The organism is Streptomyces sp. SID5464 (assembly GCF_009862985.1).
GTDB classification, from domain to species: domain Bacteria; phylum Actinomycetota; class Actinomycetes; order Streptomycetales; family Streptomycetaceae; genus Streptomyces; species Streptomyces chartreusis_D.
Genome location: NZ_WWIQ01000003.1, coordinates 122,485 through 146,264, shown reverse-complemented (window position 1 = coordinate 146,264; position 23,780 = coordinate 122,485). Strand labels below are relative to the sequence as shown.

17 protein-coding genes and 1 pseudogene are annotated in these 23,780 nt (G+C 71.7%); 6 read left to right on the top strand and 12 right to left on the bottom strand.

Translation table 11 applies throughout. From position 1 onward, the window contains the following. The first annotated feature begins 51 nt into the window (after positions 1–51). Entirely contained in the window at positions 52–1,770 is a 1,719-nt protein-coding gene (locus GTY47_RS02845) for a VanW family protein (RefSeq protein WP_010038229.1), read from the top strand. Positions 1,771–1,885: 115 nt separating this feature from the next. Further along, entirely contained in the window at positions 1,886–3,277 is a 1,392-nt protein-coding gene (locus GTY47_RS02840) for a hypothetical protein (protein ID WP_010038227.1), read from the top strand. A gap of 46 nt (positions 3,278–3,323) precedes the next feature. Here GTY47_RS02840 and GTY47_RS02835 read toward each other — a convergent pair whose 3' ends face one another. The 6 genes from GTY47_RS02835 to GTY47_RS02810 all read right to left on the bottom strand — a co-directional run bounded on the left by GTY47_RS02835 (position 3,324) and on the right by GTY47_RS02810 (position 10,383). After that, positions 3,324–4,106 (bottom strand): carbonic anhydrase, encoded by a 783-nt coding sequence (locus GTY47_RS02835; RefSeq protein WP_010038225.1) that lies wholly within the window; start codon positions 4,104–4,106, stop codon positions 3,324–3,326. Positions 4,107–4,270: 164 nt separating this feature from the next. Then, a complete protein-coding gene (katG, locus tag GTY47_RS02830) occupies positions 4,271–6,496 on the bottom strand; it encodes a catalase/peroxidase HPI (protein ID WP_010038224.1) in 2,226 nt (741 codons plus the stop codon). A gap of 51 nt (positions 6,497–6,547) precedes the next feature. Continuing rightward, a complete protein-coding gene (locus tag GTY47_RS02825) occupies positions 6,548–6,985 on the bottom strand; it encodes a Fur family transcriptional regulator (protein WP_010038222.1) in 438 nt (145 codons plus the stop codon). Positions 6,986–7,165: 180 nt separating this feature from the next. Further along, on the bottom strand, positions 7,166–8,128 hold the full coding sequence (locus tag GTY47_RS02820) for a CoA ester lyase (RefSeq protein ID WP_010038219.1): 963 nt from the start codon (positions 8,126–8,128) through the stop codon (positions 7,166–7,168). Continuing rightward, the gene (locus GTY47_RS02815; protein ID WP_010038216.1) at positions 8,118–9,338 is read right to left on the bottom strand and encodes a CoA transferase; all 1,221 of its coding nucleotides are present in this window, start codon (positions 9,336–9,338) and stop codon (positions 8,118–8,120) included. Before GTY47_RS02815 ends, GTY47_RS02820 begins: the two co-directional genes overlap by 11 nt. Before the next feature lie 121 nt (positions 9,339–9,459). Beyond that, positions 9,460–10,383 carry a LysR family transcriptional regulator gene (locus GTY47_RS02810; RefSeq protein ID WP_010038214.1) on the bottom strand — a complete coding sequence of 308 codons (924 nt, stop codon included), beginning with the start codon at positions 10,381–10,383 and terminating at the stop codon, positions 9,460–9,462. A 166-nt stretch (positions 10,384–10,549) separates the two neighbouring features. Between GTY47_RS02810 and GTY47_RS02805 the strand changes: the two genes are divergently transcribed. Then, on the top strand, positions 10,550–11,884 hold the full coding sequence (locus GTY47_RS02805; protein WP_010038211.1) for a citrate:proton symporter: 1,335 nt from the start codon (positions 10,550–10,552) through the stop codon (positions 11,882–11,884). A 365-nt stretch (positions 11,885–12,249) separates the two neighbouring features. Here GTY47_RS02805 and GTY47_RS02795 read toward each other — a convergent pair whose 3' ends face one another. Continuing rightward, positions 12,250–13,152: a hypothetical protein gene (locus tag GTY47_RS02795; protein ID WP_010038210.1), complete on the bottom strand. Its 903-nt coding sequence runs from the start codon at positions 13,150–13,152 to the stop codon at positions 12,250–12,252. A gap of 168 nt (positions 13,153–13,320) precedes the next feature. On the opposite strand from GTY47_RS02795, the gene GTY47_RS02790 reads away from it, so the two are divergent. Beyond that, positions 13,321–14,766 carry a glyceraldehyde-3-phosphate dehydrogenase gene (locus GTY47_RS02790; RefSeq protein WP_010038209.1) on the top strand — a complete coding sequence of 482 codons (1,446 nt, stop codon included), beginning with the start codon at positions 13,321–13,323 and terminating at the stop codon, positions 14,764–14,766. 54 nt (positions 14,767–14,820) lie between these two features. Here GTY47_RS02790 and GTY47_RS02785 read toward each other — a convergent pair whose 3' ends face one another. Continuing rightward, positions 14,821–17,988 carry an RICIN domain-containing protein gene (locus tag GTY47_RS02785; RefSeq protein ID WP_010038207.1) on the bottom strand — a complete coding sequence of 1,056 codons (3,168 nt, stop codon included), beginning with the start codon at positions 17,986–17,988 and terminating at the stop codon, positions 14,821–14,823. 895 nt (positions 17,989–18,883) lie between these two features. Next, positions 18,884–20,017 (bottom strand): RICIN domain-containing protein, encoded by a 1,134-nt coding sequence (locus GTY47_RS02775; protein WP_029181059.1) that lies wholly within the window; start codon positions 20,015–20,017, stop codon positions 18,884–18,886. A gap of 219 nt (positions 20,018–20,236) precedes the next feature. Here GTY47_RS02775 and GTY47_RS02770 point away from each other — a divergent pair, with 219 nt between their 5' ends. Beyond that, positions 20,237–20,953, top strand: coding sequence for a VOC family protein (locus tag GTY47_RS02770; RefSeq protein ID WP_040902945.1), 717 nt, complete (start codon positions 20,237–20,239; stop codon positions 20,951–20,953). 60 nt (positions 20,954–21,013) lie between these two features. Here the strand turns inward: GTY47_RS02770 and GTY47_RS02765 are convergent, their stop codons facing one another. The 3 genes from GTY47_RS02765 to GTY47_RS02755 all read right to left on the bottom strand — a co-directional run bounded on the left by GTY47_RS02765 (position 21,014) and on the right by GTY47_RS02755 (position 23,488). Next, positions 21,014–21,355 carry a hypothetical protein gene (locus tag GTY47_RS02765; RefSeq protein ID WP_010038197.1) on the bottom strand — a complete coding sequence of 114 codons (342 nt, stop codon included), beginning with the start codon at positions 21,353–21,355 and terminating at the stop codon, positions 21,014–21,016. A 71-nt stretch (positions 21,356–21,426) separates the two neighbouring features. Beyond that, entirely contained in the window at positions 21,427–22,743 is a 1,317-nt protein-coding gene (locus GTY47_RS02760) for an acyltransferase (RefSeq protein ID WP_010038196.1), read from the bottom strand. Positions 22,744–22,861: 118 nt separating this feature from the next. Continuing rightward, entirely contained in the window at positions 22,862–23,488 is a 627-nt protein-coding gene (locus tag GTY47_RS02755) for a TetR/AcrR family transcriptional regulator (RefSeq protein WP_010038195.1), read from the bottom strand. 47 nt (positions 23,489–23,535) lie between these two features. Here GTY47_RS02755 and GTY47_RS40080 point away from each other — a divergent pair. Next, positions 23,536–23,780: pseudogene (locus GTY47_RS40080) on the top strand (hypothetical protein); the annotation flags it as partial.

The following is a 23,780-nucleotide window of genomic DNA, read 5'->3' as shown; positions in this document are numbered from 1 at the left end:
AGCAGTGTCGCGTCACCGGGTGCACCGTCGTCATCGATCTCCAGGAGACCCATGCGCCCCCGCATAACCTCCGTCCCGCGCATCATCTCCCTTCCGCCCCTGGCCCTGGCCGGCGGCGCGCTGGCCGTGGGTGTCGGCGGGCTGTACCTCGCCGGGCTGATGCTGACCGGTGGGGAGATCGACTCCGGTACGACGGTGCGCGGGGTGGAGATCGGGGGCCTGAGCCGTGCGGAGGCGGTGCGGAAGCTGGAGCGGCACCTGGACGCGGCCGGGGCGCGGGAGCTGCCCGTCAGGGTCGGTGACCGCACGGCCACGGTCGATCCGCGGCGCGCCGGGCTCTCCTTCGACGTCGAGGAGACCGTCGACCGGGCGGCACGCACCGGCGCCGGTCCGGTCAGCGTGTTCGGCGGGTTCTTCCGCTCGGGCGGTGACATCGAGCCGGTCGTACGCCTCGACGAGGACAAGGCGCGGGCCGCCCTCGGTCAGGTGGCGAAGGGGCTCGACCAGAAGGTCCGGGACGGTGCCGTCGCCTTCGACGACGGGCGGGTCGAGCAGGTCGCCCCGCGCACGGGGTACACGCTGGACGTGGCCGGCGCGGTCGGCCCGCTGCGCTCCTCCTTCCTGCGCGGCGACACCCGCTCGGTGACGTCGCTGCCCGCCCGCGAGACCAGGCCGAAGGTCACGGCCGACGAGGTACGGCGGGCGGTACGCACGTTCGCCGAGCCGGCCATGTCGGCGCCCGTCACGCTCACCGCGGGCGGCAGGCGGTTCACCGTCGGGCCGGCCGTCCTGGGCGAGCACCTGGCGATGCGGCCGGACGGCAGCGGAAGGCTGAGACCGGAGCTGGACGCCGAGGGGCTGCGTGCTGATCCCGCCGTGGCGGGCCCGCTGAGGGACGTCACCACGACCGCCGAGAACGCGAAACTCCGGCCGGCCGGCGACAAGGCCGTGGTGACCGAGGACGCCAGGATGGGCCGGAAGGTCACCGACAAGGCACTGGGCAAGGCGGTGCTGCCGCTGCTCACCAAGTCGGGCGCGGACCGCAGCGGCGAGGTCGCCGTGGACCGGACCCAGCCCGAGATCACCCGCGAGAACGCCGCGGAGCTGGGGCTGACGGAGAAGATGTCCTCCTTCACCGTCCACTTCGAACCGGCGGAGTACCGTACGAGGAACATCGGCCGGGCGGTGGAACTCATCAACGGCTCCCTGGTCCGGCCCGACGAGACCTGGAGCTTCAACCGGACCGTCGGCGAGCGCACCGAGGCCAACGGCTTCGTCGAGGGCATCATCATCCTCGACGACAAGTTCACGAAGGCGTCCGGCGGCGGGGTCTCCGCCGTGGCGACGACCGTGTACAACGCGCTGTTCTTCGCCGGGGTCAAGCCCGTGGAGCACGGCGCGCACTCCTTCTACATCGAGCGCTACCCGGAGGGCCGCGAGGCGACGGTGGCCTGGGGCAGCCTGGACCTGCGGTTCACCAACGACTCCGGCAAGGCGATCTACATCCAGGCCGAGTCCACGGACACGTCCGTGACCGTCTCCTTCCTCGGCACCCGGAAGTACGACGAGATCAAGTCGGTCAAGGGCCCGCGCACCGAGGTGAAGCAGCCCGAGAAGAAGGTGAGCGACGACAAGGAGTGCGTGCCGCAGACGCCGCTCGAGGGGTTCGACGTCACCGTGGAACGGGTCTTCTACGACGACGGCAGGGAGGTGCGGCGGGAGCCGTTCCGCACGCACTACACGCCGCGTGACGAGATCGTGTGCGAGTGATCCACCCACCGTTCGCCTTCCTGCGCAAGTCTCCCTTCCGAACGGAGCGTTGACCCGCCCCCGGACCGCCAGCACAATGAGCGCGCACTGTTGAGAGCGCTCTCAAGGGAGATCCATGACTGGCAGACCAGGCCCGGCACTCAGCCGGCGTTCGCTCATCGGTGCCGGAATCGGCATCAGTGCCGCGGGGCTCACCGCCGTCGGCTCGGGTCAGGCCCTGGCGGCCGGTCCCTCCGGCACACGTCCCGCATCGGCCCCGGCCCGGGGGCGCGCCTTTCTCGCCGCCGCCATGGACGCCTACCCCGACCAGGGCAGCATCCGCCTGACCCAGAGCTACACCGACCAGGCGGGCCTGTTCAGCACCGCTTTCACTTACGACAACGCCCTGGCGATCCTGGCCCACCTCGCGGCCCGGAGGCCCGAGAGTTTGGCCCGGGCCACGGCCTTGGGCGACGCCCTGCTCTACGCGCAGGCCCATGACCCGGCGTACGACGACGGCAGACTCCGGCAGGCCTACAACGTCGGTCCGTACACCTTCTACGACGGCTCGCCGCAGCCCGACGGCTTCGTACGGCCCGACGGGACGGTCAACGTCGGTACGCAGTTCGGCTTCACCGGCACGGCCGTGGGCGACATGGCCTGGGCGGGCATCGCGCTGAGCGGCCTCGCGCGCCGCACGGAGGCGCGCCGATTCCTCACCGGTGCCGTGCGGATCGGCGAGTGGATCGAGCGGACCGGCCGTACCGACGAGCCGCTGGGCGGCTACAAGTTCGGGGTCGACGGGGCGAATCAGAAGCTTCCGTTCACCTCGACCGAGCACAACACCGACCTGATCTGCCTGTTCGGGCGGCTCGCCCGGCTCACCGGCGACCGGGTGTGGCTGGAGCGGCGGGCGCGGGCCGAGGCGTTCGTGCAGCGCATGTGGGAGCCGTCCGGGGGCTTCTTCTACACCGGAACCAACGACGGCGTGACGGTCAACACGTCGCCGATTCCGGAGGACACCCAGACCTGGACCCATCTCGCGCTCGGCTCGCGCCGCTACTCCCGTTCGCTGGACTGGGCCACGGCCGAGCTGGCAGTCCTGGATCATTCCGGCCGCACGAACAGCACGGTTCCCGCCGGGCAGTCGTACGAGGGCGTCACCTTCAGTTCGGCGAGCCTGCTCGCGAACGAGGACGCTCCGATCGCGGCGGGCCAGCCCAAGCCCGACCGCAACGGCGTGTGGTTCGAGGGGACGGCCCATCTCGCGCTCGCACTGCGCGAGCGGGGGGCGCGTGGCGACGAGGCCCGCGCCCGGCGGTTGCTCGCGTCGACCGAGCAGGCCCAGGACCTGCTGGGCGGTGGTCAGACCGTCGGCGGGAAGGCGCTGCCCGAGCGCAGTGGTGTGGTGTCCGCGAGCAGCCCGCTGGATACGGGGTTCGGCTTCGGCTACTACCCCTACCGGCACACGGGCGCGACCGCCTGGTACCTGATGGCGGCGGCGCGGTACAACCCACTAGGGGCGTGACAGGGCGGCCCGGTCCGCCGCGTACGGCGGCGGACCGGGCGGGTCCTCAGGCGACGCGGTGGACGGCCTGGGTGGTCAGTTCGTAGCGGGCGCCGACGATCGCCAGCTTGCCGGTCTCGACCCGGGCGGCGAGTTCGGGCTCCGCGGCCAGCTGGGAGCGGACGAGCCGGACGTTGGCGCTCACGGTCGCGTCGATCCGGGCGTCTCCCTCCTCGCCGTGGTCTATCGCCGGGCTTATCCGGTCGACGAGGTACTGCATGTGGGCGGGGAGGTGCTGCCCGGACTCTGCCGCCTCCACGGCGGCGCGGACCGCGCCGCACGACTGGTGGCCGAGGACGACGACCAGGGGTATGGCGAGTTCCAGGACGCCGAAGGCGACGCTGCCGAGGACGGCCTCGTCGAGGACCTCTCCGGCCGTGCGGACGGTCATCAGGTCGCCCAGGCCCTGGTCGAAGACCAGCTCCGGGGGCACGCGGGAGTCGATGCAGCCGAGGACGACCGCGAAGGGGTGCTGACCCGTGGCCAACGTCCGCCGTAGCGCGGGGTCTTCGTGCGGGTGGCGTTCCCGGAAGGCGCGCCAGCGGCGGTTGCCCGCGGCCAGTTCCCTGAGGGCTTCGCCGGGGGTGACGGGCCGCGCGGGCGTGCCCCGGCCGGGGGTGGCGGCGGTGGCGGGCCGGGCGGCGCCGAGGCCCGCGCCGACGGCGGCGGCCCCGGTCAGGGCGGTGCGCAGGAGTGTGCGGCGGACCGGGCCGCCGGTGGTCGGCCGTGAACCGGCGACGGGGTGCGGTTCAGGACCGGCGCCTCTGTGGGCAGTGGAATCTGTGTTCACGGCCAGAACGTATGCCCGGATCCGGGCCCGGCCGCGTTCCTTGCCGTTTCATGGTGAGAGTTGGGTAAGTGATGTTCTTACCTTGAACGGCATTTGACGAACCCTCAGGCAACGCGGGACGCCCCGGGCCGGTCGGCCCGGGGCGTCCTGTCAGGCGGGTGTGATCAGACCAGGTCGAACCGGTCCAGGTTCATGACCTTGACCCACGCGGCGACGAAATCGTTGACGAACTTCTCCTTCGCGTCGTCGCTCGCGTAGACCTCGGCGAGCGCCCGCAGCTCGGAGTTCGAGCCGAAGACCAGGTCGGCGCGGCTGCCGGCCCACTTGACCTCGCCGGTGGCGGCGTCGCGGCCCTCGAACGTGGTCTGGTCCTCGGAGGTCGCCTTCCACGTCGTGCCCAGGTCGAGCAGGTTGACGAAGAAGTCGTTGGTCAGCGAGCCGGGCGTCGTCGTGAAGGCGCCGAGCTGGGACTGCTGGTAGTTGGCGCCCAGCACCCGCAGGCCGCCGACCAGGACGGTCATCTCGGGGGCGCTCAGAGTCAGCAGGTTCGCCCTGTCGAGCAGCAGGTACTCGGCCGGGAGGCGGTTGCCCTTGCCGTGGTAGTTGCGGAACCCGTCGGCGGTCGGCTCGAGCGCCTCGAAGGACTCGGCGTCGGTGTGCTCCTCCGTCGCGTCCACACGGCCCGGGGTGAAGGGGACCTCCACCTGGAAGCCGGCTTCCTTGGCGGCCTTCTCGACGGCGGCGGTGCCGCCGAGGACGATCAGGTCGGCCAGGGAGACCTTCCTGGCGCCGGCGCCGGCGTTGAACTCCTGCTGGATGTTCTCCAGGACACGCAGCACCTGGGCCAGCTCGTCGGGCTCGTTGACCTCCCAGCCGCGCTGCGGCTCCAGGCGGATGCGGGCGCCGTTGGCACCGCCGCGCTTGTCGCTGCCGCGGAAGGTGGAAGCCGAGGCCCAGGCGGTGGTCACCAGCTGCGAGACGGACAGACCCGACTCGAGGAGCTTGGTCTTGAGGGTCGCGATGTCCCCGGCGTCGATGACCTCACCCTCGGGCTCGGGCAGCGGGTCCTGCCACAGCAGGGTCTCCTCCGGGACCTCCGGGCCCAGGTACAGCGACTTCGGGCCCATGTCACGGTGGGTCAGCTTGAACCAGGCGCGGGCGAAGGCGTCCGCGAACTCCTCGGGGTTCTCGTAGAACCGGCGGGAGATCGGCTCGTAGATCGGGTCGAAGCGCAGCGCCAGGTCGGTGGTGAGCATCTTCGGGCGGTGCTTCTTCGACGGGTCGTGCGCGTCCGGGACGATCTCCGGGGCGTCCTTCGCCACCCACTGGTGGGCGCCGGCCGGGCTCTGCTCGAGCTCGTACTCGAACTCGAAGAGGTTCTTGAAGAACCCGTTGCTCCACTGGGTCGGCGTCGAGGTCCAGGTGACCTCCAGGCCGGAGGTGATGGCGTCCCCGCCCTTGCCCGTGCCGTAGGTGCTGCGCCAGCCCAGGCCCTGCTCCTCCATGGAGGCGGCCTCGGGGTCGGCGCCGACGTGGTCGGCCGGGCCCGCACCGTGGGTCTTGCCGAAGGTGTGGCCACCGGCGATCAGGGCGACGGTCTCCTCGTCGTTCATCGCCATGCGGCGGAACGTCTCACGGATGTCGCGGGCCGCGGCGAGCGGGTCCGGGTTGCCGTTCGGGCCCTCCGGGTTGACGTAGATGAGGCCCATCTGCACCGCGCCGAGCGGGTTCTCCAGCTCGCGGTCGCCCGTGTAGCGCTTGTCGTCGAGCCAGGTGGTCTCGGGGCCCCAGTACACGTCCTCCTCGGGCTCCCAGACGTCCTCGCGGCCGCCGGCGAAGCCGAAGGTCTCGAAGCCCATCTGCTCCAGGGCGACGTTGCCGGTGAGGATCATGAGGTCGGCCCAGGAGATGGACTGGCCGTACTTCTTCTTGACCGGCCACAGCAGACGGCGGGCCTTGTCGAGGTTGCCGTTGTCCGGCCAGCTGTTGAGCGGGGCGAAGCGCTGCTGGCCGGCGCCGGCGCCGCCGCGGCCGTCGCTGATGCGGTAGGTGCCCGCGCTGTGCCAGGCCATACGGACCATCAGGGGGCCGTAGTTGCCGAAGTCGGCCGGCCACCAGTCCTGCGAGGTGGTCAGCACCTCGGCGATGTCCTGTTTCACGGCCGCGAGGTCGAGGGCCTGGAACGCCTCGGCGTAGTCGAACTCCTCACCGAGCGGGTTGGCCACCTCGGGGTTCTTGGCAAGGATCTTCAGGTTGAGGCGCTCCGGCCACCACTGACGGTTGCCGCCACCCTGGGTGGGGTGCAGGGCGCGCCCGTGGGCCACGGGGCAGCCGCCGCTCGTCTCCTCCTGCTTCGCGTCGGTGACGATCGCGTCGTGGTTCTCAGTCATGGAAATCCTTCCGGACGGGGTGGAACACGGTGCTCGGGTGGATCACATCGCTCAGGTACTGCGGGCGGTGGAGCAGGCGGGGCACAGGCCCCAGTAGATGACCTCGGCCTCGTCGACGGCGAAGCCCCGGTCGTCGGACGCGGTCAGGCAGGGGGCGTGGCCGACCGCGCAGTCGACGTCGGCGACGGCCCCGCAGGACCGGCACACGAGGTGGTGGTGGTTGTCGCCGACCCGTCCCTCGTACAGGGCGGGGCTGCCGGGTGGCTCGAGGCGGCGTATGAGTCCCGCCGCGGTGAGTGCGTGGAGCCCCTCGTACACGGCTTGGACGGAGATGTGGCCGACGCGGCCGCGTACCTCGGAGGCGATCGCCTCGGCGCCGAGGTGGTCGCCGTCCCGCACGGCCTGGAGCAGTGCGACGCGGGCGGCCGTCACCCTCAGGCCGGCACCGCGCAGCTCTTCGGCGGCGGTCGGGTTCCGGGATGCGGTCATGGCGGACAACCTAGCCGCACAAACACGAGTGATTCAAGAAAACGAACGGTTCAATTTTTGTGTCGCGCGGGTGCGGCCAGGTGTGACGCGGGTTGCGCCTTGGGGCCACGCCCTCGACGGCATGCTGTGAACTCCGTCACAGCATCGATGATCGCGCTCCGGTTCGGTGGCGGGATGGTGTCAGCCGTGTCCGTGTCGCGCCAGCACCGCCCGTGCGGTTTCGGCCATGGCCTCGTCGACCATCCGGCCCTCGAAGGTGAGGGCGCCGACGCCGTCACGCTGGGCCGATTCCACGGCTGCCACGAGACGCGCACAGCGGTCGAGCTCTTGGGGGGTGGGGGCGAAGACCTCGTTGATCACGGGGACGTGGGTCGGGTGGACGGCCATCATCCCCTCGTAGCCGAGGGCGCGGTTCTGCTCGGCGAAGGCGCGCAGGCCCCTCAGGTCGGTGATGTCCGTCCACAGTCCGGTGACCGGGCCGGGTGCTCCGGCGGCGCGGACGTCGAGCAGGACGCGGGAACGGAGGGCCAGGGTCTCGGTGCCCTCGGGGCTCCAGCGGTAGCCGACGGCGCGTTCCACGTCGCCGCCGGGTGCGGTCAGTGCGCCGACGTGTGCGACCCGGGGGGCCGCGGCGGCGATGTCGTAGGCGTCGTGCAGGGCGCGGGCCGACTCCAGCAGCGGGACGAGGGCCGTCGCGCCGGCGGGCAGGCCGTGTGCGTGTTCGCACCAGCCGATGAGGCGGTCCGCCAGCCGTACGTCGGCGGCGGTGTGCACCTTGGGCAGGACCACCCCGGCCAGTCCGGGGCGTACGACGGCACGCAGTTCCTCGGCGGCGGTCCAGTCCTCGAGCGGGTTGACGCGGACGAACAGGGCCATGCCGCCGGCCGGCTCCGCGGCGGCCTCCGCCAGGGCCTCGGCCACCCGGGCGCGGGCGAGCGGCTTGTCGGGGGCCGGAACCGCGTCCTCCAGGTCGAGGACGACGGCGTCGGCACCGGCCGCGCGCGCCTTGGGCAGCCAGTCCGTGCGGAGGCCGGGGACGAAGAGGAGGGAGCGGGGTGCCGGCCGGGGGATGGCCGTGGCACGGGACGTGGTCGTGCTGTGGGGCACGGTCGTGCGGGTCGTGCTGTGGGGTTCAGACGACATCGTTCTTCTCCAGTTCGGCCAGTTCCTGGTCGCTCAGTCCGAGCCAGTCGCGGTACACGAGGTCGTTGTCCTGGCCGAGTGCTGGTCCGGTGCGCCAGACGCGGCCGGGGCGTTGCCGGAAGTGCGGGATGACCGCCTGCATCCGGACGTCGCCCAGGTCGGGGTCGGCCACGGTGACGATGTCGCCGCGTTCGGCGTAGACCGGGTCGGCCGCGATGTCGGCCGCGTCGAACACCCGGGAGGCCACCACCTCGGCGCGGGCGAAGGCCTCCAGGCACTCGGCGGCGGTGCGGCCGGCCACCCACGCCCGCAGTCCGTCGTCCAACTCCCCGCTTCGCGCGTGCTGTTGTTCCGACGTGGCGAACTCCTCCTCGGGCAGGCCCAGCAGCCGGGCCACGTTGCGCACCGAGCGCAGGGTCGCGGAGGTCACGGTGATCCACTGCTCGTCGCGGGAGCGGTAGGTGTTGATCACGGCGGCGGGTGCGACCGCGAGCTGGTTGCCGGAGCGCTGCGGCACGGTTCCCAGCTGGTCGTGGACGATGACCTGCCACTCGACGAGCCGGAACAGGGGCTCGAACAGGGCGAGATCGATCCACTCGCCGTCGAAACCGGGATCGTGGTCGCGCCGGTGGAGGGCGGCGAGGACGGCGTAGGCGCCCATCAGACCGGTCACGGCGTCGCCGTGCGAGAAGCCGGTGTGGACGGGCGGCCCGTCGGGGGAACCGGTCAGGTGGACGACGCCGCTGCGGGCCTCACCCATCTTGCCGAAGCCGGGGGCGTCGGCCTGGCTGGACGTGGCGCCGAAGCCGGATATCTGGAGCAGGACGGCCTTCGGGTTGATCCGGTGCACGGACTCCCAGTCGAGGCCCCAGCGGCGCAGGCGCCCGGCGCGCAGGGTGACGATGACGACGTCCGCCCAGGCGACGAGGCGGTGGGCGACCGCGCGGCCCGCCTCGTGGTGCAGGTCGAGCGTGACGGAGCGCTTGTTGCGGGCGGCGACCTTGAACCACAGGGGAACGCCGTCGCGCCGGGGCCCCATGGCGCGAGCGGCGTCACCGGCACCCGGGGGTTCGACGTGGACCACGTCCGCACCCTGGTCGGCGAGCATCGAACCCGCGAGCGGCCCGGCCACCACATGAGCGAACTCGACCACTTTCAGTCCGCACAACTGCCCCTGTCCGGTGGCGTTCGGCATGTCCTTGTCCGGCACGGATGCGTCCCCTCGGCTCAGCTGGTCGGTTCTTCAGACTGCCGAGGCGCAGAAATGCCTGTCCAGCAAAGGAAGGCCATCAATCCATGCGATCAGCGCATGAATCGGCCCGCGTCGGTGCTCAGGCCCAGGAGACTCCCGGCGGCAGGTCCCGGCCCTGGGCGCGGAAGTCCTCGAGCGTCTCCAGGAAGTGCTCGGTCACGCGCGGGAGGGTACGGCGTGCGCGCAGGGCGATGTCGAGGCGCCGGTCGACCACCGGTTCGACGAGCGGCCGGAACACGAAGGGCCCGGTGCCCAGCAGGGGCAGCACCAGGGCGGGCAGCGCGCTCACGCCGAGGCCGGCGGCGACCAGTCCACCCACCGTGGCGACACTGCCGGCCTCCGCCGCCGGTACGGCGTGCGCGTCGACCTGGCCGAACGCGGCGTCCGTCAGCCGCCGCACGCTCGAGTCCCGTCCGACGGCCAGGAACGGCTCGCGGGCCAGGTCCGCCCAGCCGACCTCGTCGCGGGCGGCGAGCGGATGGTCCTCGCGCAGGACCGCGACGAAACGGTCGCGCACCAGCGGGCGGTGCTCCAGCCGCTCGGGCGGCACGCCGACCGTGGTGATCGCGAAGTCCGCGTCGCCGGACAGGACCCGGTTCAGCACGGCCCGTTCCAGGCCGTCCAGCAGGCGTACGGCGACGCGCGGCCGGTCCGTGCGGAAGCCGGAGATCACCTGCGGAAGCAGCACCGCCGCGACGGAGGGCAGGGTGGCGACGGCGACGGTGCCGGACTCGCCGAGCAGGAAGCGGTCCAGTTCCTTCATCCCGGCCCGGTGGGCGCTGAGGATCTGTTCGGCGATCCGCAGCGCCTCGGCGCCCGCGGCGGTCAACTGCACGTTGCGCGTGTCGCGTTCGAGCAGTTGGGCGCCGACCTGCCGCTCCAGGTCGGCGACCGCGCGGCTGAGGGAGGACTGCGAGACGCCCAACTGGGCTGCTGCCGCGGTGAAACTCGTCGCCCGGGCGACGGCCGCGTACGCCGTCAGCTGACGCAGGGTGGCATCCATGGCCGGGAAGCGTACGTCAGAGCGAGCCGATTGATGCGGGGATCGCATGGACAGATGCCGGTTTGATGCTGGACAGGGATCATCCGGCGCTCGGACACTCTCGGCTATCCCCGTACGCCACGCTCTCCGCCGCCGGGGACCGCGACCCGAGAAAGCGAGCGCCATCATGCCGGCAGCCCTGGGCTTCGCCACGATCGCCCTGTTCCTGTTGCTCACCATGACCAAACGGGTCTCGGTGCTGGTCGCGCTGGTGGTGCTTCCGGTGCTCGCGGCGCTGGCGGGCGGGTCCGCGGGCGAGCTGGGCGGGATGGTGCTCGACGGCCTGTCGAAGGTGGCGCCGACCGGCATCATGATCGCGTTCGCCGTGCTGTACTTCAGTCTCATGGTGGACGCGGGTCTGTTCGATCCGCTGATCCGCGGTCTGCTGCGGCTGGCCAAGGGCGATCCGATGCGCGTCACCGTCGCCACGGCCGTCCTCACGCTGTGCGTGGCCCTGGACGGCGACGGGGCCTCCACGTTCCTCATCACCGTCTCCGCGCTGCTGCCCGTCTACCGGAAGCTGGGCATGAGTCCGCTGGTGCTGTCCGGGGTCGTCTGTCTTGGGGCGGGGGTGATGAACATGGTCCCGTGGGGCGGGCCGACGGTGCGTGCCATGGCGGCGCTGAAGCTGGAGAGTTCGGACGTCTTCACGCCCGTGCTGCCCGCGATGGGGTTCGGGATCGCGTGGGTCCTGGTGGCGTCCTGGCTGATCGGCCGGCGGGAGCGGCGGCGGCTCGGTGCTCTCACCGGGCCGCGCGAGGAAGCCGCCGGCGAGCCGGTTCCTGTGAGCGCCCCGGCGCCCGGTGACGGGCCGGGTGCCGTCCGGGTCGCGGCGCCGGCGCCGCGCTGGCTGACGGTCTTCAACCTGCTGCTGACCGTCGTGCTCGTCGTGGCGCTGATCCTGGAGGTCATGCCGCTGCCGGTGCTGTTCGTCCTCGGGTTCGCGGTGGCCCTCCTGGTCAACCACCCCGGCTGGGAACAGCAGCAGGCGCTGCTCGACCGGCACGCGAAGAACGTCGTCCTCGTGACCACGATGATCTTCGCGGCCGGTGTGTTCACGGGGGTCCTCACCGGGACCGGGATGATCGACGAGATGGCCGAGGCGCTCGTGTCCGTGATACCGGACTCCCTCGGCGGCCGTCTGCCGGTCCTCGTGGCCGTCACGGGCATGCCGCTGAGTCTGGTGTTCACCCCGGACGCCTACTACTTCGGTGTCCTGCCCGTCCTCGCCGAGACGGCCCGCGGCTTCGGTACCGACCCGGCCGAGGTCGCCCGGGCCGCCGTGCTCGGCCAGATGACGACGGGTTTCCCGCTCAGCCCGCTCACCGCCGCCACGTTCATCCTGGTCGGCATGAGCGGCGTCCAGCTCGGCGAGCACCAGCGCTTCATCTTCCGCTGGGCCTTCGCCACCACGCTCGTGATGACCGCCGGTGCCGTCCTCACCGGCGCCCTCTCCCTCTGACGGAGGATCGGCATCGCCCGCCCGCCCCCTGCGGTTCGTCCCGCCGCTGCTCGCCGTGTCGCTCGCCGCCGCGTACGCCACCAGGGGCGGGCGGGCCCCCTCCCCCGGCACCCTCGTCGACGACGACTCACTCGGCGGTCCGGTCGCGGCGCGACCCGGCGCGACGGCGAGCCGCACGGCGAACCCGCCCGGATCGTGCACGGCCGCGACGACACACGGGTCCCGGTCAACCACAGCTTCCGGCCCTGCCTCGGGCTCAACTCCCGCGCCGAGCACGGCAGCCTGCCACCCGGTCAGGTCGTACGGACCGCGCCGGCGGGGGGCGAGCCCGGCCATGCGCCCGCTCTCAGGGAGAACCGGCCCGTCTACCGGTCGTCCGATGAGGTCAGGCGTTCGAGCTGGGCGGCGGCCGTCGCGGCTTTGCGATCCGCTTCGCGGACACGGCGGTCGGCCGTGCGCGCCCGTTCCCGGGCCGACCGCTCGGCGAAGCGGGCCTGCTGGTGCGCCTCCCTGGTGCGGGCGAGCTCCTCCGTGAGTTCGTCGACGCGCCGCTGGAGGCGGTCCACCTGCTGTTTCGCCTCCTCCGCGGCCTGGCCGACGGCGGCCGCCTCGTCCTTCAGCGCCCGCAGCTCCCGGTCGGCGGCCTCGACGTCCCGGCGGGCCTGCGCCAGCCGTCGCCGCTGTTGCTCGCCGGCCTTGCGGTCCGGACGGGAGGGGGCCGTCGCGGCGGACGGGCGACGCTGGGTCCCGGCGCTTTCCGGGACGGTGCTCTGCGCGACGGCGCTCGCGGCGGCGGCCGGGAAGCCGACGGCGGCACTGAGCGGCTTGGCCAGCCGGCCGCTCGCCCATGCCTGGGCCGCCTCGGGGTCGGCCAGGACCGCGTGCAAGGTGTTCTCGACCTCGCGCTGCACTCCTTCGCCGATCGGATGTCCGGCCTCCGTGGCGAGCTGCCGGGCCTGAGCGGACAGGGCGCGGATGAGCGCGTGCTGCTGCCGGCTCAGTTCGCGCAGTTGGGTGCGGTCCAGCGAGTGGTGGGCGTGCCGCAGTCCTTCGCCCAGGCGGAGCAGGGGCCCGACGTCGCCGGGCCGGCTGCGGACCAGGAGGTTGCTGGCCCAGGCCGCGAGACTGGGTTTGCGCAACGCGCCGATCCGCTCGGCGAGTTCCCGGTCGCCGGCGGTGCGGGCGGCGGCCACGGCCGAGGAGCGGGCGGCGGTGAACTCCTCCGGCCGCAGGGCGTACAGCCCGTCGGCCACGGCGTCGAAGTCCATGAGCGTCCCTTTCGCGTGGGGCTCTCTTCCGATCATCCCAGGCGAGGCCGCGAGGGGCGCGTGGAGCGCGGCGTTCCGGCAGGGCGGAGCGCTCAGCGGGCACCCCGTTCATGATCCAGAAATCGACGGTTTAACATATGAGCGCCGCCTAGCTCGAAAGATGGATCTGTGACTGTCAACGACGACTCGTTCACCAACTGGAAGAACCGCGAGGAGATCGCGGAGTCGATGATCCCGATCATCGGGAAGCTGCACCGGGAGCGGGACGTGACCGTCCTGCTGCACAGCCGCTCCCTGGTGAACAAGTCGGTGGTCAGCATCCTCAAGACCCACCGGTTCGCCCGGCAGATCGCCGGTGCGGAGCTCTCGGTCACCGAGACGCTGCCGTTCCTGCAGACTCTGGCCGAGCTCGACCTCGGGCCCTCCCAGATCGACATCGGCATGCTCGCCGCGACGTACCGCGAGGACGACCGCGGTCTGTCGGTCGCGGAGTTCACCGCCGAGGCCGTCGCCGGTGCCACCGGAGCCAACAAGATCGAGCGCCGCGAGGGGCGTGACGTCGTCCTCTACGGGTTCGGGCGCATCGGCCGGCTCGTGGCCCGGCTGCTGATCGAGAAGGCCGGCTCGGGCAACGGCCTGCGCCTGCGCGCCATCGTGGTGCGCGGCGGAGGCGAGCAGGACATCGTCAAGCGCGCCTCGCTGCTGCGCCGCGACTCCATCCACGGCCAGTTCCAGGGCACGATCACCGTCGACGAGGCGAACAGCACGATCGTCGCCAACGGCAACGCGATCAAGGTCATCTACGCGAACGACCCGTCCGAGGTCGACTACACGGCGTACGGCATCAAGGACGCCATCCTCATCGACAACACCGGCAAGTGGCGCGACCGCGAGGGTCTGTCCACGCACCTGCGCCCGGGCATCGACAAGGTCGTGCTGACCGCGCCCGGCAAGGGCGACGTCCCGAACATCGTGCACGGCGTGAACCACGACACGATCAAGCCGGACGAGCAGATCCTGTCCTGCGCCTCGTGCACCACGAACGCCATAGTGCCGCCGCTGAAGGCGATGGACGACGAGTTCGGCGTCCAGCGCGGCCACGTGGAGACCGTCCACTCGTTCACCAACGACCAGAACCTGCTGGACAACTACCACAAGTCCGAGCGCCGGGGCCGCAGCGCGCCGCTCAACATGGTCATCACCGAGACGGGTGCCGCCTCCGCGGTCGCCAAGGCGCTGCCCGACCTCAAGGCGAAGATCACCGGCAGCTCCATCCGGGTCCCGGTGCCGGACGTCTCCATCGCGATCCTCAACCTCCAGCTGGCGCGCGAGACCACCCGCCAGGAGGTGCTCGACTACCTGCGCGAGGTGTCCCTGACCTCGCCGCTGAAGCGCCAGATCGACTTCATCAGCGCCCCCGACGCGGTCTCCAGCGACTTCATCGGCTCGCGCCACGCCTCGATCGTCGACGCCGGCGCCACCAAGGTCGAGGGCGACAACGCCATCCTCTACCTCTGGTACGACAACGAGTTCGGCTACTCCTGCCAGGTCATCCGGGTCGTGCAGCACGTGTCCGGGGTGGAGTACCCGACGTACCCGGCTCCGGCGGTCTGATCCCGGGGGACGACGCGGGGCGTGTCCGGCAGGCACGCCCCGCGTTCCCGTGCGTCAGGAACGGGTGAGCTCGATCCTGTACTGCCGTGTCTGCGAGCCGTCCTCGCTGCTCACGGTCACGACGGCCACGTGTGTCGTCTCCTTGCGGACGCTCACGCTCGCGTACGGGTCGCGCGGCGTGGCGGTGACCCTCGCCCGGTCCGGGCGGTCGGTGGTCACGCGGTAACCCGTCCGGTCCGGGGCGAAGTCGCCGATCGCCACGCCGTCCACCTCGATCGACGCGGCGGCGGCGTCCGCGGAGGCGCCGGGGGTCCTGGCGAAGAGCTCGATCTCCCCGAGGGTGATGTAACCGCCGGGGCGGGCCGCCATGACAACGCGTACCCCGGTCACCGGGCCGAAGGCGCGCACCGGGACGTCGGCGACGGGTGTGCCCTCGGTGCCGACGGGCACCGTCTCGCTCGCGTCGGTCCAGGTGCCGTCGGCCCCGCGCACCTGCACCTTGAGGGACTCGGCGAAGCTGACGTTGGTGCCGTCGCGGTGGAAGTGGGTCACGACCCGGGTCAGCTCGCGGGCCTCGGGCAGGGTGAAGGTGATGGTGTCGGACGGGTTCTTCGTGCCGGACCGCCAGTTCGACCAGGCCTTCTCGGACGTGTTGCCGTTGCGCAGGCCATCGGCGGAGTAGCCGCTCTCGGTGTAGGTCGCGCCGACCGTCACGCCCTCGTCGGGCGCGGCGTTCCGCTCCCGGGGTGCGGTGACCTGGACGCGTACGGTCGCCGCCGCCCCGGTGCCGCCGGGAACCTGGGCGGTGCCGCGCAGGGTCACCACTCCGGCCTCGTCGAAGGCGCCGTCGGGAGCGGGGTCCCAGGTGACCGGGAGGTCGGCGGTGCCGCCGTGCCGTCCGACGCCGGTGACGGTGGCGGGCAGGTCGGGCCGTCCACCGGTGTAGGTCTTGGCGCGGCCCGGGAGGGTGGAGGCGATGGTGTCCACGGTGACGACCGCCTCGGCGCGGACGGTCCGTCCGAGGGCGTCGGTCGCCGTGCCCTTCACGCGTACCGTTCCGGGCTTGCTCCAGTGCGCCTCGGAGGGCAGTGTCCACCGCACGGGGAGGGCTCCGCGGGCGCCGTCCCGGAAGACGGGCGTCACGGTGCCGGGCAGTTCGGGCGCGCGGCCCGGAACGGTGAACGCCTTGGCCGGCTGTGTGCGCAGCACCGTCTCGTCGGTCACGGCCCAGCGCTGGTTCGCGCCAGAGGTGGGGAGGAAGGCCGAGACGCGGGCGCCGTCCGCCGTCGACTGTCCGACGACGTCGAGCAGTCGGCCGGTGGCGGCGTTGACGAAGGTCCAGGTGCCGTCCCCGGTGGTCGACATGATCCACTGCGCGGCCGGTGTGTCGGCGTCTTCGAGAACGGCCTCGTTGTCGCGTACGGCGAGGCGGCTGCCCGTCTCGGCGTTCCTCAGGGCATAACGCTCGCGGTTGCCTTCCCCGCGGGTCAGCTTCTTCACCGACCACAACTGGGACCTGGCACCAGGGTCGGCGGTACGGACGACGACGCCCTTGCCGTCGGCGGACGGGGCCAGGGACTTGCCGCTCTGGGCCCCTTGGAGGCGGTAGACGTGGCCGGGCTGGACGAGTGAGGCGTCCTCGGCGGTCCCGGACACGCCGTCGACGAGGAGGGTGGTGACCGACTTCGCCGGGACGGTCACCGTGGCGGAGTCGTCCGTCACCTTCACCGGGGTGCCGCGGACGAGCGCTCCGTCGGTGCTGGTCACCACGGGCGTGACGGTGGCGCCGGGGGCGACGCGCTTGAACCGCGAGAGGTCCAGGGTCACGGCACGCGGGGTCGTGCCGTTGTTGACGTGCACGACGGTCGCCCCGCGGCCGGACTTGCGTACGGCGGCGACGCTGGCGGGGTCGTCGGCCTTGACGAAGTGGTCGCCGGGCCGGATGTGGTGGGTGAAGTTGCGCAGGGTGTGGAACTTGGTGTTGGCCCGGATCGGGCAGGTCTCCAGGGTGTCCTGCGCGGTGCAGTTGAACGGGATGTGGATGCTGCCCCAGTTCTTGCCGGCCTGGGCCTGCGGGATGGAGTCCTCGACGGGCTGCCACAACACCCAGGCTGACGGCTCCAGTTCACGGATGTCGTCGACGACCCGGGTGGCGATGCCGAGCCCCGGTTCCATGCCGGTGAAGTCGGTGCCGGTCCCCCAGGTGCCCTCGACCTCGCTCATCCAGAACGGCTTGTCCGCGGCCTTGGCGCTGTCCCGGGCGCTGGTGCGCATGCCGGTGCCGTACGTGTGCACGTTGAGCTGGTCGACGGCGGCGCGGGCGGAGCTGTCGTAGGCGTTCCAGTTGCGGACGAAGGTGCTGGGGTTGGTCTCGTCCATCGCGGAGACCGTCGCGCGGGTCCTCGCCTTCTCCAGTGCGCGCCGCAGCGCCAGGACGACCTTCTGCTGGAGCTCGGGGCCGGCGTGCGCGCCCTCCTGGCGACCGCCGGTGGGCTGTCCGTCGGGGCCTATCTGGGTGCCCCAGTAGTTGGTGTTGGGCTCGTTGAGCGGGGCGATGGTGTCGAACTTGATGCGGTGCTTCTTCTCCAGCTGCTCGGTCACCTTGACCAGGTAGGTGGCGAAGTCGTCGACGCGGTCGGCCCGTATCTGGTCGGTGTTGGCGTCGAAGCCGCCCGAGACGTAGCCGCTGACGGTCTGGAACCACGGCGGGGAGTTGCTGAACGCCTCCCAGCGGGTCACCTTCTTCTTGACGCGGTCCACCCACCAGCGCTGGCCCGGGTCGGCGGACCAGTCCCAGTGGTCGGGGTCGTCGGGGTTCCACCAGTCGGTGTCCTCCCTGGTGGTGCCCTCGGGGGCCTTCCAGAAGCCGTCCATCGTCGCGCCGACCTTCATGTAGTCCTTGCGGACGTCCGGGGCGTTGCCGCCGCCGATGTTGTAACGCGCGATGTTGAGGCGGAGGCCGTCCTCACCGAAGAGCATGTCGGCGAGCTTCTGCCGGATGGGCTCCGGGTAGCGGCCGGTGATGTTGGCGAACCAGACGAGGCTCGTCCCCCACCCTTCGAACTCCTGCTGCCGGTAGGACGGGTCGATCCGTACGGTGACCGCGCTGCCGGGCTGTTCGGCGGCAGCGGCAGGGGCAGGAGGCACGGTCAGGAGTCCCGCGCCGAGTGCCAGGGGGACGCTGACCGCCCACGCACGGGCGGGGCGATGTCTGCTGGACATGAATTCCCTTCGGGAGCGAACAGAATCGCGCAGAACCAATCGAGTTTCCCGAATGTTTTAGGACGGCAATCAACACGTCAAGAGGTACGACGAGTTGGGACCGACGCGTCCGGTGCTGACCGGCACCGGGGCCGGCCGGGCCGCGCCTGCCACTTAGGGAAGGAACTGGCCGATGCCTGAGGACCTGATGCTGGGCCGCGGGGAGACCCTCGGTCTCGTCGGCGAGTCCGGCTGCGGCAAGTCCACGCTGGCCAGGGTCCTCCTGCGGCTGGAGCGGCCGGGCGCGGGCACCGTGCGGTACGAGGGAGTCGGCCCCTTCACGTTGTCGGGTGCGGAACTGCTCGCCTGGCGCCGGAAGGTGCAGATGGTGTTCAGGACCCGTTCGGTCGCTCAACCCCCGGCTGCCCGCGGCGGATCGGATCGGCGAGCCCTGGCTGACCCACCGCGGTCTCGTCCCCGCGTCGAAGCGGGCGGCCCGCGCGCCGAACTGCTGGAGATGGTCGGTCTGCGCGCGTCGGACGCGGGCCGTCACCCGCACGAGTTCTCCGGGGGACAACGGCAGCGGCTCAACCTCCTGTGCGACCTGCGGGACGAGCTGGGACTGTCGTGGGACTGTCGTACGTCTTCATCTCGCACGACCTGTCCGTGGTGCGCACCTCGCCGACCGCGTCGACGTGATGTACCTCGGCAAGATCGTGGAGACGGGCCCGACGGAGTCCCCGCACCGGCCGACCCGCCGTCCGGATGCCGGTTCCGGACCCCGTGCCGACGGGTGCGGGACGTGTGTGCGGAGGCGGTCCCCGCGCCGCCGCCCCCGGGGCCCGTACACGGCGCGGCATGCCACTTCCCTCTGGAGGAGACACCACCGGTGACGGTGTGACGGGCAGTCCCGTCGTCAGTCCATCGCATCCACCAGGAACTCCTGGTCCCGTGACCCCGTGCAGCGCTGCTGGGCGATCTCGGCACCCGCCGTCAGGTCGTCGGTACCGTTGACGCCGAGGCACATTCCGTTCTGGACCACGTGTATCCGGTAGGCGTTCACCTTGGACCCGTTGGAACGGTCGACGGGTTCGAAGAAGAAGTGCTGGCTGGTGCGGTCCGCCGAACAACTCTCCCAGGGCCAGGGCTCGAGCAGTCCCTCGACGACATGGCCGCTGCCGAGCGCGGTGAGACAGCCGTCGCCGTACACCGGGTGGCGCCACTGGATGTAGTAGGAGCCCGTGTTGCCGACCGACACCAGTGAGAGGTCCGGCGGTGTGGCGTCGGCACAGGGGCGCTGGACGGCCACTTGGCTTCGGTAGCGCCCCTTGCGGTCGTGGCCTTCGGTGACGCACAGCGTGGGGGCCAGGGCGGGGCGGATCCTGGACCGTCCTGGTGGCGGGCCGTCGTCGCCGGTGGTCAGGGCGGAGGCCGAGGAGGAGGCGAGGCCTGGTGCGACCCCTGCCCCACGCGCCGCCGCGTCCCTGTCGCCCGCCTCGCCGGGCAGCAGCGCCCAGGCCCCCACAGCGGCGAACAACAGCGCGGCACCGGCGGCGGCGAGGAGGGCTCGCAGGTTTCTGACGCGACCGGCGATCGGGGCGGGGGTCGAAGCCGAGGCCAAAGCCCGAGTCGAGGCCAGGACCGGGGCCGGAGCCGGGCTCACGGCCGTTGACCGGGCGGGGTCTTCCGGTGTCCCGTCGGGCGTCGGCCGTCCGCCGGTGGGCGACCGCCCTTCGTCCGCATGCGCCGACCCGTCCTCCGCGTGCAACGGCTCGACCGCTGTCAGGCGGTGTCTGGCCTCCAGCCAGGTGGCGGCGTCCTCGTCCCTGCCGCACGCGCGGACGAACGCGGCGACCACCTCCGCACGCGGCAGCGAGTCCCGGCGCAGCGCGTCGGCGACGGTGCTGCGCGCGAGGACGTCCCCGCGCCGTTCCGCGTTCGCCTCCAACTGGCGGTAGGTCAGGCCGGCCTGTTCCTTGAGCCGGCGCATGCACGCCACGAACTCGGAGGCGCTGCGCGCCTCCTGTGGTAACGGACGCTGTTTCCCCATGACCGGCCATCCTCGTCCCGCCCCCGGCGGTGGACAATCCGGGATTCTGCCAATCCCCGAAAGCCCATGCCGCCTGTGCGAACGACCGACACCACCCCTGGAGCCTCGGGCCGAGAACCCGGCTTCCTGCCCGCACTTCTCCCCGCACGGCAGCGGAAACCCGCTTGCATGGCCGTCGGGACACCCGATATCCAGCATCGGGACGACGAGGAGCACAGGATGACGACCCGTCTGGGTTCAGTGAACGAGTTCTGCTGGATGGACCTGAAAACCCGCGACTTACCCGGCACCGCCGCCTTCTTCTCCACGACGCTGGGCTGGCGCTTCGCGGTGGACGAGGAGGACCGGCGCAGGGCCACCAAGATAACCCTCGACGGCCACTTGATCGGCGGCGTGAGCGACCTGGCACATCCGGTCTACCCGCCGGGAACACCTGCCCACATCGCCTACTACCTGGCGGTGGAAGACATCGAACGCCGTATCGCAGTGGCGACGGCGCACGGCGCACGCATCGTCGTACCTCCTTTCGACGCCGGCGATCAGGGCCGCATGGCGACACTGATCGATCCGGCAGGCGCCGCCTTCTCCCTGTGGCAGGCGCACCACTTCACCGGCTGGCAGTTCCCGCTCCACCTGGCGAGTGCCCCGCACCGCATGGTCCTGGCGTGCGAACGGCCCGACGAGGCCCGGAACTTCTACCGCGAGACCGCAGGATCACCCCTGACCTGCGCCGACTTCGTCGCCCCACGTGGAGGCCTCACCGCCACCCCACAGTGGGAACTGGCGATCGGTGTCGACGACCTGGACAGTGTCGTCACCCGCGTGCGCGAGCAGGGCCGGTCCCCGGCCACCTGGCAGGACGAGACGGGCCGATGCGTGGTGCGGTTGACCAGCCCGGAGGGACTGACCTTCCAGATACGCCGCCTGGAGCGGTGAGCGGGTACGTCACCCTCGGCGCGCCGTCGGCCACCCTGCGGCCGCTCTCGACCCAGGTCGTCAGCGGCTCTCGAGCTGTCTGCGCGGGCGCCTCCGCCTCGGTGAGGCGCCGACGCAGGGTGTCCGCGAACTCTCCGGCCCGCGCCAAATCGGCACGCAGATCCGCCACTCGCTGCTGCGCCACCCCTCGAAGCCCCACACCCGCTCCAGGAGCTCCGCACGCTCCACGGCGCTCGTGTCCTCGGCGTCGAGGCGGTCGGTGGGCCCCAGCAGGGCATGTCGGAAGAAGGAAGTGCCAGCGGCGGGGAGTTGTCCGGCGATGCCGTCGATCACCTCCGCGTGGATCGGTGCGGTGCCGACGGCCTGCTCGGCCAGGGCTCGCAGGTGTGGCTCCGGTTCCACGGCCAGCACCCGTCGGACGCCGGTCGGGCGGGGCCGGCGATCTTCGCGCAGAAGCGGGCGAAGGGAGGATGTCAGGCGGCTTCCTCCAGGACGTCATCGGGCTTCTCGGCGTCGCGTGGCTTCGTGCGCCGGGAAAGCACCACCAGCAGTGCGCCCAGCGCCAGGCCCAGTGCGGGCGGCAGGGGCAACCGGCCGCCGGGGGCGAATCCCTGTCCGGCGAACCGGGTCAGAGCGGCGACGGCGGTGGCGAGGCCGAGCCACAGCGGCCATGGGTGGTGCAGGTCGGCGTCCCGGTGGATCCGCTCGTGCACTGCCGCCAGCCCGCGCTCCAAGGGCCGCAACACTGCCACGACACCGGCCAGGACGACGCCGAGCACCAGCAGCCAGGGCACCCGCAGCGCCCACCATGCCGCGGATCCGAAGGCGGGCTGGGGCGCGAGCCCGGTCAAGTAGAACGCGGCGGCCACGACCAGCACCGGCAGCATGTGCCACAGATACAGCGTCATGCTGGCGCCTCCCACCGGGCTCACCACCCGCCACACCCGCTCCCGGTCCAGAAGCCGCCGCATCGCCCGTGCGGCGAGGAGACACAGGCCCACCTGGGCCACCACCCACGCCAGCATCGCCGCCGACGGTGGATCGGTGTTGCCCGGGCTCTGCCCGGTCACCCGGATCAGGCTGACCGGGAACGGCCCGACGCCCACCAGCGCCGCGAAGGCCACCCCGCCGCACGCCGCCATCGCGGGCGCTGTCGCCCGGTGACCGGTCAGCAGACCGTCTCGCCAGCAGAAGCCCAACTGGTAGGCGATGCCCCACACGAGCACGTAGTTGAGCAGCCCGACGTACGGCACGTGCACCGCCACCGCGAGCGCGTCAGCCGCCAGGGCGGCCGCGCCCAGGACCACGGGGACGCCCAGGCCCCAGCGCCGGTGCGCCGCGTGCAGGGGCGGGGTCAGGGCGCTGAGGAGCAGATACACCGGCAGGAACCAGAACTGCATCGCCATCGCCCACCCCACCAGCTCGAGGGTGCCCGGATCCACGCGGACGGCCGCACAGACCCCGACGGCGAGCAGCACCAGCGCGCTGTACACCCCCGCCGGGAGCAGCAGCCGCGACGCCCGCCGCGCCACCCACCCCGACGCCGTACCGCCCGCCGCCCGGGTGCGCGCCCAGGAGCCGCTCGCCGCATGCCCGCCGGCCAGGAAGAACAGCGGCATGATCTGAAAGCCCAGGGTCAGCCACTGGGTCCACGGAAGGACCGCCAGCAGCTCCGGTGCCGTGATCTCACCACCGGGCCCGCGGACGAGTACGGTGATCAGCCAGTGCCCGACCACCACCAGGGCGATGGCCCACGCCCGCAGGAAGTCGACGTAGCGGTCTCTGCTCACAGGTCGTCATGCTGCCGCCGATCCAGGGCTTTCCGGGCGAGAAGACCGTGCCGCAACCAACCCGTGCCCGGCACGACACCATCCGCAACCCGCCGCTGAGGGTGTCGTCCATGGCGGCTCAGTTCAGGAGTTCCCGCACCAGTGCCCCGCGCCACCACTGCTCCACGCGGTCGGGCGACCACCCGCGTTCACCGGTCAGCACGGTGTAGACGTCGATGTTGCAGAGCGCCGCATAGACGTCGACCGCGGACGGCACGTCGAGGCCGGAGCGCAGGACACCGGCGGGCCAGGAGGAGAAGACCTGCACCCGGGTCTGGTCGCCGCGGACACGGCTGTCGTGGTAGAGGGTGGCCAGCTCCGGCTCGGAGCGGCCCGCTTCCCGCAGGAGCGTGATGACGTCGCCGGCGCGCTCGTACAGACGCCGGTCGTAGCCGGCCATCGCGGCGAGCTGCCGGGCGGGGTCCGTCGCGGGTGACTCCAGCTCCGCGATCAGCTGCGGTACATCGGCCGAGAGATCGGCCGCGTCGGCCAGCGCGCGGGTCAGTCCCGTCTTGTTCCCGTACGCCGCGTAGACGGTCGGGACGGACACCCCTGCCTCCCGCGCCACGTCCCGCACCGTCGTGGCCGTCCACCCGTGGGCGACGAACAGGCCCAGCGCGGCGCGGGCGATCTCCGCGCGGGTCTGCTGCGCCTGCGCCGTGCGGCGCAGCGAGTCGTACCGCCGCCGCGCCGGCTCCTCATTCATGCCCTGCCCCTTCCCGCTATTCATTTAACGCTGCTTATAATCAATATATGTTACGTAAACAACCGGGTGCCGCCCCGGTCGCCACGGGTCCCGCCACGGATTTCGCTCGGGTCAGCGGTCTCGCCGCCCTCGGCTTCGCCTTCCTCATCGTCGCCGGGAACGTGGTCCTGGTCCCGGCCGGTCTGCCGCGCACGGGCTCCGGCATCGGGGAGGTGGACGGGTTCTTCCGCGCGCACGGGGACCTGGTCGGCCTGGGTTCCGCGCTCACCCCCGCCGCCTGGATCCTGGCCAC